Annotated in this window: 21 protein-coding genes, 1 pseudogene and 1 riboswitch; of the genes and pseudogenes, 16 read left to right on the forward strand and 6 right to left on the reverse strand. The window is 33.6% G+C overall.

Going from position 1 to position 19416, the window contains the following annotated elements; all coding sequences use genetic code 11:
• Positions 1-7 precede the first annotated feature (7 nt).
• Positions 8-1240, forward strand: coding sequence for an NADH:flavin oxidoreductase/NADH oxidase family protein (locus tag DM447_RS09990; RefSeq protein ID WP_112181086.1), 1233 nt, complete (start codon positions 8-10; stop codon positions 1238-1240).
• Positions 1241-1297: 57 nt separating this feature from the next.
• Here the strand turns inward: DM447_RS09990 and DM447_RS09995 are convergent, their stop codons facing one another.
• Complete coding sequence (locus tag DM447_RS09995; protein WP_112181087.1) at positions 1298-2476, reverse strand: acetyl-CoA C-acetyltransferase; 1179 nt, start codon at positions 2474-2476, stop codon at positions 1298-1300.
• Between the two features lie 412 nt (positions 2477-2888).
• Here DM447_RS09995 and DM447_RS10000 point away from each other — a divergent pair, with 412 nt between their 5' ends.
• Positions 2889-4061 carry a hydroxymethylglutaryl-CoA synthase gene (locus tag DM447_RS10000; protein ID WP_112181088.1) on the forward strand — a complete coding sequence of 391 codons (1173 nt, stop codon included), beginning with the start codon at positions 2889-2891 and terminating at the stop codon, positions 4059-4061.
• A 79-nt stretch (positions 4062-4140) separates the two neighbouring features.
• Here DM447_RS10000 and DM447_RS18365 read toward each other — a convergent pair whose 3' ends face one another.
• Both DM447_RS18365 and DM447_RS10005 read right to left on the reverse strand, forming a co-directional pair.
• Positions 4141-4317: a hypothetical protein gene (locus DM447_RS18365; RefSeq protein ID WP_157967309.1), complete on the reverse strand. Its 177-nt coding sequence runs from the start codon at positions 4315-4317 to the stop codon at positions 4141-4143.
• A gap of 172 nt (positions 4318-4489) precedes the next feature.
• A complete protein-coding gene (locus tag DM447_RS10005) occupies positions 4490-5779 on the reverse strand; it encodes a hydroxymethylglutaryl-CoA reductase, degradative (protein ID WP_112181089.1) in 1290 nt (429 codons plus the stop codon).
• Between the two features lie 255 nt (positions 5780-6034).
• Here DM447_RS10005 and DM447_RS10010 point away from each other — a divergent pair, with 255 nt between their 5' ends.
• The 5 genes and pseudogenes from DM447_RS10010 (at position 6035) to DM447_RS10025 (ending at position 8757) form a co-directional block, all read left to right on the forward strand.
• Positions 6035-6550, forward strand: coding sequence for a DUF5412 family protein (locus DM447_RS10010; protein ID WP_241964512.1), 516 nt, complete (start codon positions 6035-6037; stop codon positions 6548-6550).
• A gap of 213 nt (positions 6551-6763) precedes the next feature.
• A pseudogene (locus tag DM447_RS18675) lies at positions 6764-6883 on the forward strand (DUF5613 domain-containing protein); the annotation flags it as partial.
• Positions 6863-7354: a GNAT family N-acetyltransferase gene (locus DM447_RS18545; RefSeq protein ID WP_241964513.1), complete on the forward strand. Its 492-nt coding sequence runs from the start codon at positions 6863-6865 to the stop codon at positions 7352-7354. The pseudogene DM447_RS18675 and the gene DM447_RS18545, both read left to right, overlap by 21 nt.
• Positions 7355-7452: 98 nt before the next feature.
• Positions 7453-7950 (forward strand): LURP-one-related/scramblase family protein, encoded by a 498-nt coding sequence (locus DM447_RS10020; RefSeq protein ID WP_112181090.1) that lies wholly within the window; start codon positions 7453-7455, stop codon positions 7948-7950.
• Between the two features lie 24 nt (positions 7951-7974).
• Positions 7975-8757, forward strand: coding sequence for an alpha/beta hydrolase (locus DM447_RS10025; RefSeq protein WP_112181091.1), 783 nt, complete (start codon positions 7975-7977; stop codon positions 8755-8757).
• An 85-nt stretch (positions 8758-8842) separates the two neighbouring features.
• On the opposite strand, the gene DM447_RS10030 is transcribed toward DM447_RS10025, so the two are convergent.
• Positions 8843-9406 carry a hypothetical protein gene (locus tag DM447_RS10030; protein WP_112181092.1) on the reverse strand — a complete coding sequence of 188 codons (564 nt, stop codon included), beginning with the start codon at positions 9404-9406 and terminating at the stop codon, positions 8843-8845.
• A gap of 219 nt (positions 9407-9625) precedes the next feature.
• Positions 9626-9722, forward strand: a riboswitch (cyclic di-GMP riboswitch).
• 131 nt (positions 9723-9853) lie between these two features.
• Here DM447_RS10030 and DM447_RS10035 point away from each other — a divergent pair.
• From DM447_RS10035 to DM447_RS18845, 7 genes are all read left to right on the forward strand, one after another.
• The gene (locus tag DM447_RS10035; RefSeq protein ID WP_112181093.1) at positions 9854-10837 is read left to right on the forward strand and encodes an HD-GYP domain-containing protein; all 984 of its coding nucleotides are present in this window, start codon (positions 9854-9856) and stop codon (positions 10835-10837) included.
• Positions 10838-10896: 59 nt separating this feature from the next.
• Positions 10897-11034 (forward strand): YpzI family protein, encoded by a 138-nt coding sequence (locus DM447_RS10040; RefSeq protein ID WP_112181094.1) that lies wholly within the window; start codon positions 10897-10899, stop codon positions 11032-11034.
• Positions 11035-11226: 192 nt separating this feature from the next.
• Positions 11227-11994: a DUF975 family protein gene (locus DM447_RS10045; RefSeq protein ID WP_112181095.1), complete on the forward strand. Its 768-nt coding sequence runs from the start codon at positions 11227-11229 to the stop codon at positions 11992-11994.
• A 102-nt stretch (positions 11995-12096) separates the two neighbouring features.
• Positions 12097-12489, forward strand: a complete 393-nt coding sequence (locus DM447_RS10050; protein WP_112181096.1) for a hypothetical protein — start codon at positions 12097-12099, stop codon at positions 12487-12489.
• 71 nt (positions 12490-12560) lie between these two features.
• Positions 12561-13115, forward strand: a complete 555-nt coding sequence (locus DM447_RS10055) for a GNAT family N-acetyltransferase (protein ID WP_112181097.1) — start codon at positions 12561-12563, stop codon at positions 13113-13115.
• A 99-nt stretch (positions 13116-13214) separates the two neighbouring features.
• A complete protein-coding gene (locus DM447_RS10060) occupies positions 13215-13772 on the forward strand; it encodes an isochorismatase family protein (protein ID WP_112181098.1) in 558 nt (185 codons plus the stop codon).
• Positions 13773-13830: 58 nt separating this feature from the next.
• Positions 13831-14205, forward strand: coding sequence for a DUF4181 domain-containing protein (locus tag DM447_RS18845; protein ID WP_162632620.1), 375 nt, complete (start codon positions 13831-13833; stop codon positions 14203-14205).
• 111 nt (positions 14206-14316) lie between these two features.
• On the opposite strand, the gene brnQ is transcribed toward DM447_RS18845, so the two are convergent.
• Positions 14317-15648, reverse strand: coding sequence for a branched-chain amino acid transport system II carrier protein (gene brnQ, locus DM447_RS10070; protein ID WP_112181100.1), 1332 nt, complete (start codon positions 15646-15648; stop codon positions 14317-14319).
• 306 nt (positions 15649-15954) lie between these two features.
• On the opposite strand from brnQ, the gene solA reads away from it, so the two are divergent.
• Positions 15955-17088, forward strand: coding sequence for an N-methyl-L-tryptophan oxidase (solA, locus tag DM447_RS10075; RefSeq protein WP_112181101.1), 1134 nt, complete (start codon positions 15955-15957; stop codon positions 17086-17088).
• A 465-nt stretch (positions 17089-17553) separates the two neighbouring features.
• A complete protein-coding gene (locus DM447_RS10080) occupies positions 17554-17964 on the forward strand; it encodes a hypothetical protein (RefSeq protein ID WP_112181102.1) in 411 nt (136 codons plus the stop codon).
• A gap of 312 nt (positions 17965-18276) precedes the next feature.
• Here the strand turns inward: DM447_RS10080 and DM447_RS10085 are convergent, their stop codons facing one another.
• Positions 18277-19413: a glycosyltransferase family 4 protein gene (locus tag DM447_RS10085; protein WP_112181103.1), complete on the reverse strand. Its 1137-nt coding sequence runs from the start codon at positions 19411-19413 to the stop codon at positions 18277-18279.
• Between the last annotated feature and the right edge of the window lie 3 nt (positions 19414-19416).

Genomic DNA, 19416 nt, shown 5'->3' on the forward strand with positions numbered 1-19416 from the left:
TTTTAATATGAGCGAATTAACTGTAACACAGCCTTTTTCATTAAAAAACGGGGCGATTACATTTAAAAATCGCATTGTGAAGTCCGCAATGAGCGAAGGCCTTTCTACAAGAGATCACCTTCCCACAGACAATATTATTCGCTTATATGAGACGTGGGCACAAGGTGGTGCTGGACTTGTGATCACAGGAAACGTCATGATAAACAACACAGCACTTGGAGAACCCAAAAATATTGTATTAGATAATGATAATAATCTAGGAAAATTTAAAAACTGGGCAAAAGCGGGGACGAAAAATAATACCCATTTATGGATGCAAATTAATCATCCAGGAAAACAGGTTATAAAAGGGGTAACCTCTGAAGCCTTGGCACCATCTGCAATCCCTTTTGAACCAAAATTCCAGCGTTTCTTTCCAATGTGTCGAGCGCTAACTGAAGAAGAAATTAATGACCTCATTCAACAATTTGCTAACACAGCGAAACTGGCTAAAAGTGCTGGATTTACTGGTGTGCAAATTCATGCCGCACATGGTTATCTAATCAGTCAATTTCTTTCTCCAAGACACAACCAAAGAAGCGATAAGTGGGGTGGCAAAGTAGAAAACCGCTTCCGTTTCTTGTCAGAAATCTATCAAGCTATGCGTTTAGAGGTAGGGAATGATTTTCCGATTGGGGTTAAAATTAACAGCTCTGATTTTATGAAAGCTGGTTTTTCTGAAGAAGAGTCACAATTTGTGATCACAAAGTTAGATCAACTCGGTGTTGACCTAATTGAAATATCTGGTGGTACGTATGAAAGGCCAGAAATGACTGGTAATCACGTAAAAGAATCAACAATTAAACGAGAAGCCTATTTCTTAGAGTATGCAGAAAAGCTAAAAGAAAAAACAGGGGTACCACTTATTTTAACAGGTGGATTTAGAACACGCATAGGAATGGACGAAGCATTGCGGTCAGGAGCAACTGATTTAATAGGATTAGCAAGACCATTAGCTATAGATCCAGACTATGCAAATCAAATATTACTTGATAAAAGTACAAAAGTTAACGTGAAGCCGATCAAAACAGGTTTTTCGTTTATAGACAATAAAGGACTAATGGAATTGACTTGGTACGCCCAGCAACTAAATAGAATTGGCAATGGAAAAGAACCAAAGCAAAATTTTTCACCAATACTTTCTCTATTTCTTACCATATTCAAAAATGGAAATGATGTTTTTAAAAAAAGAAGAGTTTAATTACTATCAAAAAAAATGCAAGAGCCAGTTATTAGTTACTGGCCTTGCATTTTTTATTTATCGTTCCAAGATCATAGAAACGCCAATTCCGCCACCTACACAAAGAGAGCCTAGACCCAAATGGGCGTTTGTCTTTTGCATTTCATGAAGTAACGTTACTAGAATTCTTGCACCAGATGCACCAATTGGATGACCCAATGCAATTGCACCACCATTAACATTTACTTTCTCGGTATCAATCTTTAAATCTCTTAATACTGCAATACTTTGTGAAGCAAAGGCCTCATTCAATTCAAACAAATCGATCTCATCTAAACTAATTTCTGTTTTCTCCATTAGCTTCTTAATAGAGTAATATGGTGCATATCCCATTAATGCAGGATCTGTTCCAACTTCTGCATATCCTTTAATCGTTGCTAAATAGGGAATATTTCTTTCTTCTGCAGTCGACTTCTTCATCAGTACAAGTGTTGCTGCACAATCGTTAATACCAGATGCATTACCAGCCGTGACCGTACCATCTTGAATAAACGGTGTTTTCAGTTTTTGCAAATCTTCTATTTTTAAATTTTTACGGACATGTTCATCTGCAGAAAATAAATATTCTTCTCCAGTATCATCTTTTACGGTGACTGGGATGATCTCATCATCAAATCTACCATTTTCAATAGCCTTTTGCGCTTTTTGTTGCGAGCTTAAAGCAAATGCATCTTGCTCCTCACGAGATACAACTAGCTTCTCTGCTACATTCTCAGCTGTTACTCCCATATGGGTTTGGTTAAATGCATCTGTTAGACCGTCATGTATCATGCTATCTTTCAAGTTTGACTCATCCATAGCTTTATCCCAGCGATAATTTGGTAATAGGTGGGGAGCTTGTGTCATATTTTCTGTACCACCTACGACAACGATATCCGCATCACCTAGTTTAATAGCTTGACTGCCAAGAATAACAGACTTTAAACCGGAACCACATACTTCATTAATTGTCATAGCAGTTGCTTCATAAGGTATTCCAGCATTTACAGCAATTTGGCGTGCCGGATTTTGACCTGATCCAGCTTGCAAAACATTTCCAAAAATGACCGAATCAACATCTTTTGGCGTAATATGTGCACGACGAATGGCTTCTTTAACCGTTAGTTCGCCTAATTTTTCTGCAGATATATTTTTTAAACTCCCTTTGAATTTACCGATAGGGGTACGAACCGCGCTAACAATTACAACATCTTCCATATTTTCATGCACTCCTTCATAGAAATATATAACAACTTGAATCCGAAAGGTAGAATATTTCATTGACTTTAATTACTTCTCATTAAGATAATAAGGTTTTGCTACTGACTTTTATTCAATTACTAGATTTTGTAAAGAGAAAAAATTGGTGTAAATTACTTGAAGATAAAAAAGAGATAGGGTATCCTCAGAATTAACAACGAAATGAATCAAGAAGGATATCCTATCTTTGTTTACTAGTATAAAACAAGAAGTATTGTAAAATCAACTAGACCAACTGAAACATTAAAAAGAAAATGATAGGGTTTTCTTCAAGCATTATTCGGTGTTATACTTAGGTAAGATTTCTGACATAGTAGAAGCAAGTAGAAATGGAGATTTATCATTAAATTAAAAAGGATTGTGAACTATTTTGAAAATAGGAATTGATAAAATTGGTTTTTATACACCACATATGTATGTTGATATTAAGGAATTGGCTATTGCTCGAAATGTAGAACCAGAGAAATTCACTATTGGAATTGGACAAGAGAAAATGGCCGTTCCACCTATTACTCAGGACGCCGTTTCTTTAGCTGCTAATGCAGCCTTAGAAATATTAACGGAAGAAGATAAAAAAACAATTGATTATGTTATTTTTGCAACAGAATCAGGAATTGATCATTCGAAAGCAGCCTCTATTTATATTCATGAATTATTAGATTTAAACCCAAATGCTCGCTCAATCGAAGTGAAACAGGCTTGTTACGGGGCAACAGCAGGTATTCAAATTGCAAAAGGTCATATTGCATTAAATCCTGAAAGTAAAGTACTTGTTCTAGGATCTGATATAGCACGTTATGGCTTACATACAACTGGTGAAGTTACCCAGGGAGCGGGAGCAGTTGCCATATTGGTGAGTAAAGATCCAAAAATTATGACAATAGAGAGCCCGAGTGCTTACCAAACTGAACAGGTAATGGATTTCTGGCGTCCTATTTATTCAGATACTGCTTATGTTCAAGGTAAACTTTCTGTTGACCAATACTTAAACTTTTTCCAACGTGTTTGGAAAGAACACAAAGAAAAGACAGGGTTTGAATTAAAAGATTTTAACTCAATCTTTTTCCACTTACCATATACAAAAATGGGCTTAAAAGCACTAAGAACTGTTATTGATGAGGGGACAGAGGCGGATAAGGATCGTTTATTAGCTAATTTTGAAATTAGTAAGCGATATAATACTATTGTAGGTAATATTTATACAGGAGCCCTTTATCTAAGCTTACTATCCTTACTTGAATTAAATGATACCATTGAGCCAGGATCTAGAATAGGATTATTCAGCTATGGATCTGGTGCAGTGGGCGAATTCTTCTCAGGAATATTACAACCAAATTATCGCGAAGCCTTATTTTCAGATCAACATGCGAAATTATTAGCAGATAGAAAAGAAATTAGTGTTTCAGCTTATGAAGAGGTATTCCAAGATACATTACCAGTTGGTATTGATAACATTACTTTACCAATCGAGAAAGATCCAGCTTCGATCTGCTTCTCAGGCATAAAAGATCATATGCGCCAATATGTAAACAAAAACAAATAGGCCAAAAATCCGTTAAGCACAGCTGCTTAACGGATTTTTTTAATAATTATTATGTATTACATTATACAAGTGGATGGCATTAGAGATTATCGGTATTAATTCTTGGATACTCTGGTTCAACCGCTGCTAAAACACGTGCATTATTATTATGTCGTTCATTTTTTGATTCTTGATCACAATCTCCGTCAGCTATCGGAATAGTATTGTATTGACTCTCTCTCTTTCCTTTTGTTTCCTTATTATTTTTGTTATGCATTTTATCACCTCCACCATAGTATATCTAGGAATAACAGCACTATACATGTTCCTAAGTTGGCAGGTAGTTTTCAAAATAATCAACAGAAGGATCAGTCTAAGTTAAAGTGATAGACTGATCCTTTTTAAAATATAAAATTGTAAAACAAGTGTGAGGTTATGGGTATTATTAATTAGTTTTTTAGTCGATTCAATATATCTTTAGCTGTTGCCAAGTTCATATTCTTTCTCTGTTTCAATTCTTCTGTAACGATATCAATTTGTTCACCCTTAGCCCCCGCACTAATAGCAAGCGATTTCGCATGAAGTCCCATATGTCCTTTTTGAATACCTTCGGTTACAAGTGCCTTAAGAGCAGAAAAATTTTGCGCTAAGCCAACAGAAACAATAATCGATTCCAATTCTTTTGCTGTCGGATTTCCTAAAAGTTGCTTCGTGAATTGAGCTGTAGGATGGATGTTAATAGAACCTCCAACAGAACCTACTGGTAAAGGAATTGTCATTGAGCCAACTAAATCACCGTTTTGTGCTTTAGACCATGTAGAGAGGGAACGATACTGGCCACTCCGTGCTGCATAAGCATGTACGCCTGCTTCAATAGCTCGAAAATCATTTCCTGATGCAAGAACTACCGAGTCAATACCGTTCATAATTCCTTTATTATGTGTGACAGCTCTATATGGATCAACAGTAGCAAATTGACAAGCTTCGATGATCCTATCACGAACTACCTCACCTGAAAAAGCACCTTTTTCTAATAATGTAACTGGAATATGACAAGTTGCAGTTGCTAAACATTCTGTCGCATAGTTTGAGAGTATGCCCATTATGGCAGTTCCACCTGTCAAGTTTTCTACATATGGCTTAATAGCTTCAACCATTGTATTGATAATATTGGCTCCCATTGCTTCTAATGTTTGAACGTGGATATGAATTACAAAAAAAGAAGGCGAATCATACTGATCATCTGCTTCAATCTGTCTGGTTACAACAGAACGAGCACCACCGCCTCGCTTCACAATAGAAGGATGGGCTTGATTTGCTTTTTCTATGATCTGATCTACATGCTGAAAAATATTTTGTTCAGCTTGATTCATATTAGAAACGTTCGTTAAAGCAATCTGACCTATCATAGTTCGTTCTTGTATAGTTGTCTCAAAACCACCTGATTGGCTGATAATTTTTGCTGCAGAACTAGCGGCAGCAATAACGGATGGTTCCTCAACGGCCATCGGGACAATGTATTCCTTTTGATCAATTAAAAAGTTAAGTGCAAGCCCAAGTGGTAATTCGTATGTAGTAATTTGGTTTTCAATCATATGATTCGCAATTTCATCTGGTAATTCTAATTTACGCTTTAAGTCTACTGCATCTTCATCAGTTAGAATCTCAGCTGAAATCAATGCTTTGATTCGTTCTTCATGCGTCTTCTGATAAAATTTATTTAAAAAGTGCTTTTTCATTTGTTGGCCTCCTGTGATCATAACAGTTCATTCTAATTTTAATTTATCACAGAAATGCTTGAGATCAAAGAGATGTATGCGATTGTGTGAAATTCTGAAAAAAACAAGTTATTTTAGTCGATGGAAAACATATGAAATCTACAGTTAGTTGTCATTATATGTTAAAATATGTATAGACGTTTTATGCATTTAGTTAAAAATTACTAACCTATTAATTGAGTTAGGGGGAAGTGCTGTGGAGAGAACCTATAATTTATGGCATTTTATTTAATATTATTATGTATTGGTTTGTCTCTCTACTCACTATATTCTAATATCAGCAACGCTTGGAGAATTGCACCATCAAATTATGTACTTCTTTTAGTTAGTATCATTGCATTTATTTTTGGAGTTATAGGATTCAAAGATAACAGGCACTGGAAGAGTAAAACAAGAAGTTGGTTGACTCTAATTTTATCTATATTGTTTTCGTTAGCTATTTTCTATGTGATATTATTATCGTCACTTTTATCTTCAATGGGAGTAAATGAACAGATTAAAACAGTTAGTTCTCCCGATGAGAATTACACCATTGATTTTTATTTTTATGATGCAGGAGCATCAGGATCATTCGGAATAAGAGGCGAACTAAACGGACCATTATGGTTTAAAAAAAGAATTTTCCTTCAAAGCGGAACAGAAGAAGTAACTGTTAAATGGGAAAGCAATAAGATAGTGGTAATTAATGATCAGACGCTAGATTTAGATAAAGGAGATACTTTTCGTTATTAGAACTTTTTAATTTAGTGACATGAATTATAAAGAAGGAGAATATGAATGGACCAAATAACATTTGAAGATATATACACACTTGGAAAAATCGTAACCGAAAATGCTCATTATAAACACTATCATTATGCATAGATGTTAATCAGGTATGATAGTAATTTCATTGAATTTAAAAATTCACCTTCTTTAAGTAAATTTTAAGAGGCAGAAAAATACTTAAGGGAATTTCACCTGAGACAAGGCCAAAAACATGTAAAATTTTATTTTCCTGCTAATACAAAGCCTACCGCAGAACTCCTTGCACAACTGAATGATATGGGTTATGAAATAGGGTCTCTAGAACTATATACTATTCAACCGAAGCACTTTCCTTCTTTGAGAAACAACACAGATATAGATATTCAAGTAGTGACAGGTGAAAATTTAGAAGTTCTTCTTCATCTACAATATCAGTTTGACCTTAACTTTGGAAGTGAGTTTGCAAAACAAAAAGCTGATCTTATAAAACGTCAATTTGAAGAGGAACATATTCATCAAGTTTTAGCTTTTTATAAAGGAGCTCCAGCAGGTTGTGTAGATGTTATTATTTCTAATGAAACAACAGAAATCGATAATCTTACTGTTGTCGAATCGTTTCGGAATAGAGGAATAGGCAGCAGATTACAAGAATTTGTAATGAAGACATTCCCTGATAAGACTGTCATATTAGTGGCTGACGGTGAAGATACGCCTAAAGAAATGTACTTAAAACAAAACTATAAGTATCGTGATTTTAAATATGAAGCACAAAAAATATATCAAGATTAGATTTTAATGAATTTTATAAGAAACCAGGAATTTTGCCACATTTGTCGAAAAGGTAACTAATGAACACCAAATTACTTTAAAAAGAAAGCGAGGCTTATATGAAAAAACTATATATTAAGCAAAAAGTTTTTAGTTTGGGTGGTAATTTCACTGTTAAGGACGAATTTGAACAAGATAAGTATGTGATAAAAGGAAGTTTCCTTTCCATTCCAAAAACTTTTACTATCAAAGATACCTCTGAAAATGAAATTGGTACAATAACAAAGAAGGTATTTAGTCTAATGCCGAAATTTTTCGTTCAGGTTGATGGAAAAGATGTTGTTACTATTAAAAAGGAATTTTCTTTTTTAAAATCACGCTATCAAATTGAAGGGCAAGATATTTCAGTACGTGGTGACTGGTGGGACAAAAAATTTGATATAGTGAGCAATGGCGAAATAGTAGGCCAAGTTACCGAAAAATGGTTATCATGGGGCGACACCTATGAGGTAAACGTTAACGACGAATCACTAGAACATATAATTATTTCATTAGTTATAGCGATTGACTTTGTCAAACAAGAAGAAAGCACCGTAGCAACAAATGCGGGTAATTAATTACAACAGAGGGGGCAGAAGAAGATGCTGTTAGCACTATATAATGTAGATAAACAGTTACATACAATAGATGAAACGGTCCCTAGCTTGACACCATATTTATTAAAACAACAGAATCCAACACCAGTTATAATTGTATGCCCAGGTGGTGGGTATACACATCGTGCAGAACACGAGGGAACACCTATTGCAGAATGGCTCAATGAAATTGGAATAGCAGCAGTAGTATTACATTACAGAATAGCTCCTCATCAACACCCGACTCCGTTAAATGACGCTAAACGAGCTATTCGCACTGTTAGACATCATGCTAGCGAATGGAATATAGACCCAGATCGAGTCGGTATATTAGGTTTTTCTGCAGGCGGGCATTTGGCAGCTTCCGCTAGTATTCATTACGACGAGGGTAATCCTGAGGCGGATGATGCCATTGAACATCAAAGCAGTCGTCCTAATCTAATGGTACTATGTTATCCTGTTATTTCGATGGGTGAATTTACGCATGAAGGTAGTAAGCAGGCTTTACTTGGCGAACAGCCTAATTCTTCTTTAGTGGAACTTATGTCATTGGAAGACCATGTAACAACTGATACACCACCTGCTTTTTTATGGCATACAGCAGATGATGGCGCCGTTCCAGTAGAGAACAGTCTACAGTTTGCTAGTGCTTTAAGTAGAAAAAAAGTTCCTTATGCGTTGCATGTTTTTGAAAGTGGTCGACATGGACTTGGACTTGCGAACGATCTGAAAGATGTCAGTTGGTGGACATCTGTTTGTGAAATGTGGCTAAGAAAAAGGGGATTTTAAAACACAAGTAAAAAGTAAACATAATCTGAATTTCTGTATACTTTAATATAAAATGTTAATCTGAATTTTCTAGGGAATGATGACATTATTTAGGTCTACTCCCTAGTTTTCTCACTATTTTCGTCATCCAATAAGCACTAATCGCTATAACCAAATCAACAAGTAACAGATAAAATGAATTCATTCCTTTATCAAATTTTAATAATCCTACCTTATCTTCAATAATTGCTAATCCAAACGCAAAAAGAATACTTAATAGTAAGATGTATAAATAAAAACTCTTCTTATCATTCGTACAATACTGGTATATAAGTAAAAAAGCTACTGGTAGTGCGGAAGCAGTCATGCTTAGTGCATAGGGGATAAACGGTGTAAGAAAATAGGTGTGAACGAAAAAACCGTGACGCGATAATATAATTTCTGCGTATGTCCAGAGCATATGTACTGTATAACCAAAGAAAAAAACTTCAAAAATTCGTTTGCGATCCACTTTAAAATAAAGAAGAACCAAGGGTGATAAAAAGAAAAGAACAACTATCCAGAATTGCCATGTTCCAAAGCTTGAATAGGCATGCCAATACGAACGGAAAAGTTCATTTAACGCTTCGTTCTTATCATATATATTCTCCCAGTACGTTTGATATTCCATGAAGAGCCCTCCTATAGTAGCAATAGTATTTTCTTATTTTGTGACGTTAAGTGCAATCTATACCGAAAAGAATTAAACCTTAGTTTAATTTAACTGCATTCTTTAGCTTAAAAATATACAATAGCCTTTTTCGTCGAAATATGTTGAATTATAATTAAAAATAAGCTATTCTTAAAACAATACTAAAGTACTAATAAAAGGTGTTACTTAAATAGAATATCACGAAAAAGGCAAACTATTTGAAAGAATAGGACGCAAAGTCATGGGTCTAAGGTATGGATTTATCTTCATTACTATTGATCGCCAGACCACCAAATTACATTTACAGTTATTTTGGCTATACATTTATTTGTGATAGCTTTTTTTATACTCTTTTATCGAACTACTAATAGTTATGAGTAGAACTATGTTAATTAGTATTTATAGATTATAAAAAGAGGTGTAAACATGAGACTAATCAGTATCTCAGACTATGACAACAAAAGTATGGTACTTGCCAAGCCAATATATGATTCGAGCAAACGTGTTTTACTTGCAACTGGTAGAACGATCGATCCTAAAATACAATCTAGACTAGAAAACATGGGCATTAATTTTCTTTTTATAGAGGATGAGGTTTCTAAAGGAATTACAATTGAAGATATGCTCGATATGCCAACATGGACAGACGCCATTCAAGCAGTTAAAACCTTTTATGAACATGCGACGCAAAAAAGCACGCCGGAATTAAAACCTATTCAGCAAGTAGCAGGCATATTGCTTAAAGAAGTAAAGCATAGACCAACACTTATACTTATTCCATCGGGAACAATGACAAAGGAATTACAGCCTTATGCACATGCAGTTAATGTCACCATTCTGGCTTTATTGACTGCCAAAGAAATGGGCTATAATGACTTAAAACTTAGGGATCTAGCAATTGGTTCCTTATTACATGATATAGGTAAAGCAATTGATACAGATGAACAGAAACATCCTGATTCAGGCTTCCAATTATTGCGAACAATTAGTCAGTTTAGTATTGTATCAGCTCATATTGCCTATCAGCATCATGAAACATTAGACGGAAAGGGTTTTCCACGTCAAATAAAGGATAATGATTTTCTAGAAATTGCTCAAATTTGCGCTGTTGCAAACCGCTATGATAATTTAATTGTAAAAAAAAAGCTTCCACCACATGATGCTATGGAAGCAATTATGGCTATGTCAGATCGTTTGTATTCGCACAAAATTGTTACAGCTTTTAGTCAATCCATTTCTACTTACCCACCAGGAACGAAAGTACTGATCAATCATAATCAACCAGCAATTGTTACTGAAATAAACAAACATTTTCATCGACCAATGATAAAAATACTTGCGACTGAAAAAGTGATTGATCTAATTGATAATCCTACGTTTATGATAAAACCATTTGAATCAGCAGTATAGATTACTCTCCGAATAATTTCACTTTAAACGATCCATGTTAGCATTAGGAGGTGTTTAAAGTGGGAAAAGACCGTCAAGAAAAGAAATTAAGAGAAAGTGGACGTGTTGAATCTGATCGAGATCAAGATCTAAGTAAAGCAGGAGCAACTAAAATGTCTAGCCCTGAAGAAGGCAGAAAATTGAACGATGGGAAATAAGGCAGCATAGTATCAAAAAATAGATTTTGAAGAACACTTTTCTTTTTTTAGAAAAGTGTTCTTTATTATATGAAAAATAAAAAAATTAAAAGAGGAATCTAAATTGATTGGATATTTATGTTAAAATAAATATAACTTTGTGGTAAGAGATTACAAAAGTTAATACTAATTTTTTTGTTGAAGGAGAGTTTTATGATTCAAAACGTTTTTAAAGAAGCGATGACAATACTTAGTAATAATTGGTTGAAGATTATCGGAATGGTTCTTCTAACTTATTTTATCAAGCTTTTACTTGGAACAGTGCCTATTCAGGGATCTGTAAGTATTAGAATGGATCCATTAGCAGTATCAAGTTTAGACTCAATACAGTCATTACTAATAGGACCATTAGTAAATAGCATATTGTTTTTTATACTTCTTCAATACATTATCCTAACCAAAAACACGATGAGAAAAAGGTTTTTGACCGCTATCACTTATCCATTTCGAAACGCGCGCTTGCTCTATAAAGGACTTATTGTCTTAATCATTTCAAATTTCCTACTGTATCTTATCGGAATGTTAGCTATATATACAGTAATTATATTTCTTGCAATTATTCCAGTTGGGTTAAATTTAGGAACAGGTTCGATAATAGCTGGTTTTATAATTCTATATGGTATTCTTTTTTGGCTTTATTTAGGTACTTCACAAGCGCTGTATTTGTTACATGATGACCCTAAGCTTGGTATCTTTAGAAGTGTTAAACAAAGTTTCTCCTTAATGAAAGGTAATAGATGGTCCTTATTCGGATTATTTTTATTAACAGGCTTAGGGTTTATCATCGGCATACTACTATTACTAGTTGGAGCAATATTTAGCATCGTGGTATACGAAGTTGCTCGCTTAGCTTTTTACAGAGAACTGTTACGCAAAAAACGAAAGAAAGAATGGCAGGATAAAGTTCAGAGAGTAGACTAGTTGATGTTAACTTATCCCATTAAATGTTTAATGTGCAAAAATATTGCGAGTTGTTATTTTTAGAAACATAGATAAACTAATAATCTAAAGGAAGTTATTTTTATGAAAAATAAATTAACAGGTTACATAGTTCTTATTATTGCTATAATCTCTATTATAAGCTTTGGATTATATAAGTGGTTTATTGACAGTCAATTAAGAACTGATACATTTATTTATGTTTCATTTGTTCTTGCATACTTATTTAAGTATTTAGCAAATGGAGAGACGGATACAAACGCTCAAGACAAAAAGGAAGTTTATTTATCTATAAAGGCATTACGAATAAGTTATTTACTATTGGTAGTTGGTTTAGGGATAACATTGCTTGTAACTGAGGGAACAAGTATGCTAATGGAATTTGAAAATACACCTTTAGTAATCTGCTTCTCGATGAGTATAGTGATCTATCCTTTAGTCCGGGCAGTTATATTTTTAAAGCATGCAAAGATGTGATAACCCGTAAAGATTGTTAGCATGTCTCTTAAACATTATGGAATCAATACAAAGCGAGGTACCCTTAAGTCATGAAAGTCACCGAAGAAAAATTTACTGTAAATGGAATTACTTACAATATTAAAACTCCAATGAATACAGATGCAAAAGCTTTGTCAGATTTACGGCTACAAATTGATGGAGAAACTGAAAATTTAGATAGAGTAAGAGGGGAAGAATACATAGATTTAATTAGATTTGAAGAAATAATTAAAATAGACAATGAGAATGCTAAAAACCTATTTTTAGTTGTAACCGTTAATAATCGAATTATTGGATATTCAAGATGTACAGGAAATCCATTACAAAGGTTTAATCATAATGTTGAATTTGGAGTCTGTGTACTGAAAGAATTTTGGTCTTATCAAATCGGTGGGAATTTATTACAAAAATCCATTAAATGGGCAGATGACAATCATATCAAAAAAATAAATTTAAGAGTAATGGAAACAAACAGTCGAGCAATTAAACTTTATCAAAAATATGGTTTTGAAATCGAAGGTGTTTTAAAAAGAGATAAATTACTTTCTGATGGAAACTACTACAACACCATTATGATGGCTCGATTTAAAGAGGGATGGAATTAAACTACTTACATTCCTTTAAAAAACAAAAAACACATATAAACTAAGAGGAAATCGATCAAATTAAATAATCATTTTTTATGATAAGAGAGGAGAAATCATTTGAATCAAATTTTGTTAATCATTGATGCTCAACAAGAGTTAATTGAAGGTAATCAGGAAGAAAATGCTGTATTTAAAAAAGAACAACTTCTTAGAAACATTAATTTAGTAATTAAAAAAGCAAGCAAATTTGATATACCTATTGTTTTTGTTAGAGACCTAGAAATCGCAGATGGTAAAGACAAAGGATTTCAAGTCCATGAGGAAATTAACGTCACTAAGAATGCAAAGTTTTTTAATAAACTCGCAACAAATGCGTTCCATGGAACTGGACTTCTAAATCATTTAAAGTCTCAAATAATTGAACATATTGTTGTCATGGGCTGTGCAACCGAACATTGTATTGATAGTGCAGTCAGAACAGCAACTATTAATGGTTTGGATGTCACATTAGTCGGAGATGGACATTCAACAAAAGACAGTGCTGTTTTAAGTGCAGAAGAAATTATAAAGCATCACAACGAAACGCTTCATGGTCATTACAATGTTGAAAACTTTTCAATTGTAAGAAATACAGAAGAAGACTTGTTCACTCCAACTCATTATTTATATAGATAAGAGTCAACTCAATTGGTAAATAGGAGGGATTATGTACTTTTTAAAATTTGGATTAATCATGTTAATTATTTTTAGTCTTATATCAATAGTTAATTTTATTTTGAGGAAGCTTTTTAAGATTGAAAAAGTTAAAAATAAGTTTTTTTCTAATAATTATATAAATGTTTTACATCGAAGGGTAGACAAATGGAATAGATATTGTATTGCAATCATAACAATTCTAATTTGGAGTCTCTTTATATTTAATGATTTATCCTACTTGATTTTTATTGGATTAACGGTTCCTCTGGCATTAGATTATGGCGTAAAGGCATTCTTTGAATTGAAGTATAGTGACTACCCAAAACGAGCTATTATAACGTTAAGCGAAATGTTGTTAATGTTAACTGCAGCAATTATAATAGTACTTCAGTTAGAAAGATGGTTTCCTTAAGCTGACGGTAAAATTAAGAAGCAGCCTCCATTCTATAAGAGGTAGAAAGGGCTGCTTCGATTTATATAGATAAAGCTTTAGATGCTAATTTTGGTTTCTATTGTATCAACGTTATCTTGTTGGCCAAAGTAATCCAATGATCGCCCCAATTAACGCTGGCAAAATCCAACCAAGTCCAATTTCATAGAATGGCAGATATAAAAGGTAGAATTCCCTTATCGATTCAATGACTGAAATTCTTACACCCGGAATACTATTTGCTAAAGCGTTATAACCATCAATGATACTAACGAAAAAAGTAAGAAACATCGACACAGCATAAACTTCTTTCTTATTCGCGAAGAAAGAAGAGAAGAGGCCTAACAAAATAAGAACAATTGCTAAGGGATATAAAAACATTAATACTGGAACAGCAAATTGGATAATATTATTTAAACCAAAGTTAGCAATTATAAATGAAACAAGGCATAAAACAAGAACAAATGTCTTATAGCTAATTTTAGAGTACGTTTCATGGAAGAATTCACTACAAGCCGTTATGAGACCAATACTTGTTTTTAAACAAGCTAGAACAATAATAATTGCAAATAAAATAGCTCCAAACGGACCGAAATAGTGTTGCGCTACTTTAGCAAAGATAAGACCACCATTTTCAAGAGTGCCAATGACGGATATACTAGATGCTCCAGTATAGGCAATTAGTCCATAGATCACTGTCATTAAACCCATTGCAAAAAAGCCAGATTTCCATGTTGCACTTGCAATCTCTTTTGTGTCTGTAATTCCTCTTCGTCTAATTGCACGTATGACAACAATACCGAACGCAAGTGATCCCAGTGCATCCATTGTGTTGTAACCTTCTTTAAATCCTGTCATAAATGCAAATTCTTTATAATCTCCAATTGGATCACCAAAGTTACCCATTGGTTTAAGTATAGCTACAATTAGTAAAAGAAACAGGAATAGCAGAAAAGCTGGTGTTAAATATTTGCCAATATAATCTGCAATTTTTGCAGGATTTAATGAAAAATAATAGACCATAATAAAAAATAAAAAACTAAAAATCGCTAACCATAAACTCGCTTGTGCTGGATTAATGAATGGTTCGAATCCAACAACGAAAGGTACGCTAGCTGTACGCGGAATGGCAAAGAAAGGACCAATTGTTAAGTAAAGAAGTAGGCTAAAAGTAAGACCGAAGATTGGATGGACACGACTCGCTAAGTCGCGCAAACCGTTACTTCCCGATAGGCCAATAGCCAATATTCCCATAAAGGGCAAACCAATTGTTGTTACTAAAAACCCAATTAACGCAGGCCAAAAATTTGTACCAGCAAGTTGCCCTAATTGAATAGGGAAAATCAGGTTCCCTGCACCGAAGTACATTCCAAACAGCATCGTACCGATAACTGCATAGGTTGAAAAAGAGGTTCTCTGTTGCATTTTTTATGACTCCTTCTAGTTGTAAACTTCATATTCTTTTATCGACAATAAATAATAGTAACAATAATTTGTTCAAGAAACAATAGATATTATGTGAACGATCCATGATACTAGTAACAATATCAAGGATCGATTTATTATTTTAACAAAAATCCACATAATATAATCTGTTTTTGATAGTATTAGAGGATAAAACTAATATTTTACTTATGAGCCTTATCTTAGATTAGGATTCTTAATGGTTCATTATAATAGTAGTTACAACTTAGTGAAGATTACTAGAATTATTTATGGAGGTTAGGTAGCGTGGACTATGATGTAATTGTAATTGGCGCAGGTTCAATGGGAATGGCAGCAGGTTATTATTTATCCAAAAGTGGTAAAAAAACGTTATTATTGGACTTATTTAACCCACCACATAATAAAGGGAGCCATCACGGGGATACGCGAATTATCCGTTATGCCTATGGTGAGGGGGAAGAATATGTTCCATTAGTTCTCAAAGCACAGGAATTGTGGAATGATTTAGAGAAAGCCAGTGGGAGGAAAATCTTCACGCAAACTGGGGTTTTAAATGTTGGTAAGGAAGAATCCGATTTCATACAAAACACTATCTCTAGTGCGAAAAAGTATTCCTTACCACTTGATATATTGGATGCAACAAAAGTTCAAAATCGATGGCCAGGCATTACGTTACCAAACGACTTTGTTGGTTGCTTTGAACCAACATCAGGCATACTTAAATCCGAGGAAATTATTAAAGCGTACCGTGAGCTTGCGGAATTAAATGGTGCTACCATAATTTCGAATAGTAAGGTCACTGAAATTTCCGTTCAAGATGATCGTGTAACAATTAAGACAGACAAAGAGACCTTTTACTCGAAGTCGTTAGTAGTATCAGCAGGAGCAGGCTCAAAAGATCTACTTTCTATGATAGATTTAGATATGCCACTTACACCAGTGAGAAAGACTTTTGCTTGGTTTAATGTTGACGAAACTAACTATAATCATAGTAAGTTTCCAGCCTTTGGATTTGTTACACCACTAGGAACATATTATGGTTTTCCAAGTATTGATAAAATGGGTTTGAAGTTAGGGCGACATGATGGTGGGGATCAAATAAATCCAGATAAAACAATGGTAGAGTTTGGTGGAATAACAGAAGATATAGAAGATTTAACACAATTCTTGAATCAATATCTCCCTATTACTCAGGAATTAAAGTATGGGAAAACGTGTATGTACACACTTACACCAGATGACAAATTTATTATTGATCTCCATCCAAAGCATTCAAATGTTGCAATTGCAGCAGGTTTTTCTGGTCATGGTTTTAAATTTAGTAGTGCGGTCGGACAAGTCCTAAGTGATTTAATTATCTCAGGTAAGAATGAAATAGATATTTCTCACTTTTCTATAAAGCGATTTATTAATGAATAATAAAGTTAAAGAGCGTATTCAATACGAACACGCTTTTTTTACAATTTATTTAATAGATACTAATTCACTATCTGTAATCCATTTATGATTTATTAATATTATCATAGTAAATAACAATACAACACAATAAAAGGGAGAGGGATAGTCAACTGTCATTATATTATAGGATTTGTTGTAATAATTACAATTGCAGGCACCTGCAATAATGAATTTATTAACAATGTCTTATTTATTTTCTACACTATCAAGAGAAATATGGACTTGAAAGTTTAAACTACATATAATAGAAACATAAAATTCTAAACTTTTAACTTGCGGGATACATACAGCATATAGAGAGAAGTATAAGCATATGAACGCTATATGTCTATATGTCTAAAATTTAAATAACTAAATTGGATGACCTAATTCAACTTAAATTTTAAAGTTTTAAAAAAGAAGTATATGTGCGAAGGGGTGGATATATTGAAAAAGGTTTTGTTTCTATTGCTTATCTCTATATTTTTAAGTGGATGTACACAAACTGAAACTGAAGTATTTAATTTTGAAGGTGAAAGTGATAATTGGAAGGTAATTTACACTGCGGAAATACTTGATGCACAAAAAGCGCAAACAAAGTTAAAAATACAATACATTGGTGAGGAATCAATTCCTGAAGAAGGTGAAGGTGGTTATACGCTGGAAACTAACAGTGACATAATGGGAGGAAGTATGTCACTAGATGATAAGGGTGTAGTAGAAATAGAAGGGCTTGCAGGTGATTGTAATGACTGTTTATATTTATATGTCGATGAAAATGAAGATCTAACATCAAGTATAAGTTGGAACGGAAACATCGAGGAATTAAAACTATATAACGATGTAACCGTCGAGTAGAATCAAAAGGTATCTTCACAAGTTTAGTTCTCTAAGGTTATTTAAGTATAGACAACTGTTTCATTGTCGGAGAGTTAAAAATAAATAGTAATAGATAAGCAAGGCAAAAAAACATAAATAGAAATAAACAATCTTACATGAGTGTGAAGAGGATATCCCAAAGTAACGATATTATAGAGATATCAGAGGACACAATCAAATTAAATAAAATTTTATTCTAGTTTACATAATATATATTATCGGAAGTTAAAGAAATAAAATATATTCTGTCTCAAAACTAAAGTATTCTCTAGATAGTGAGACAGAATATATTTATTTTGCTAGTTTATGTGATTCATTCATAATTAATAATTCATCATAAAAATCTACTAATTGCTGTGACGGTTCAGTCCAACTGAATTTTTCAGCTTCTTTGCGCGTATTATGTCTTAATTGTTTATACGTTTCTTCGTTATCTAATTTACTAATTGCGGCAATTAGACTGTCTATATTTTCATTTTCAAATAAAAAGCCAGTTTGTCCATCTGTAATTTGTTCCATAGTTGGACCACTTTTTGCTGCAATTATTGGTAAACCTGTCGCCATTGCTTCTAATATTACTAAGCCTAATGTCTCTGTAACTGATGGAAAAATCAACGCATCAGCTGATGCAAATGCTGTTGAAAGTTCTTCTCCTTGCATAAATCCGGTAAATACAGTATTTGTTTCTTCAAATGTTCGCTCTAACATTTCCCTTGCTGGACCATCACCAACAATGGCTAAACAAACATCGTCACGCGTATCTAATAAAGGTTTTAATTTATGGATTTCTTTTTCTGCTGCCAATCTTCCTACGAAAACTAATAATTTTTTGTCTTCTAATCCATTAGATAAACGTTGTCGCATTGACTTATCTCCATAACTTGGATGAAATTTATCAATATCAACTCCGCGTTTCCATAAATGAACATTATGAAAGTTTTTTTCAACTAATTCATCTTGAATTGCTTTAGATGTACATAAATTTATATCCGCCATGTTGTGTAATTTCCGTGCATAGCTCCAAAAGATTGGTTTCATTGGTTTATACAGCTTATAATAGTCCAGATATTTCGGAACATGTGTATGATAAGATGCAATTAACGGATAACCTAATTTCTTAGCATAATAGACGCCTGTTGCGCCAACTAACGCAGGATTAACAACATGAACTAGATCAGGGTCATGTTTACGTAATAACGTTTTAACTTTTCTTTGTGGAAGTGCAAACGGACGATAGCGATAAAAAGGCATTGTCGTTGCTTTTAACCCTTCAACAATTGCACCTTCATATTCATAAACCCCTAAGTCTGGTGCAATTACAACTACTTCGTGATTTTGTTGACGCAAATGTTTAATTGCTGCTGTTAACCTCGTTACTACTCCATCTATCGAAGGCAAAAAGGTTTCTGTTACGATGACTATTTTCAAAAC

Origin of the sequence: Paraliobacillus zengyii, assembly GCF_003268595.1 — a bacterium.
GTDB lineage: Bacteria > Bacillota > Bacilli > Bacillales > Amphibacillaceae > Paraliobacillus_A > Paraliobacillus_A zengyii.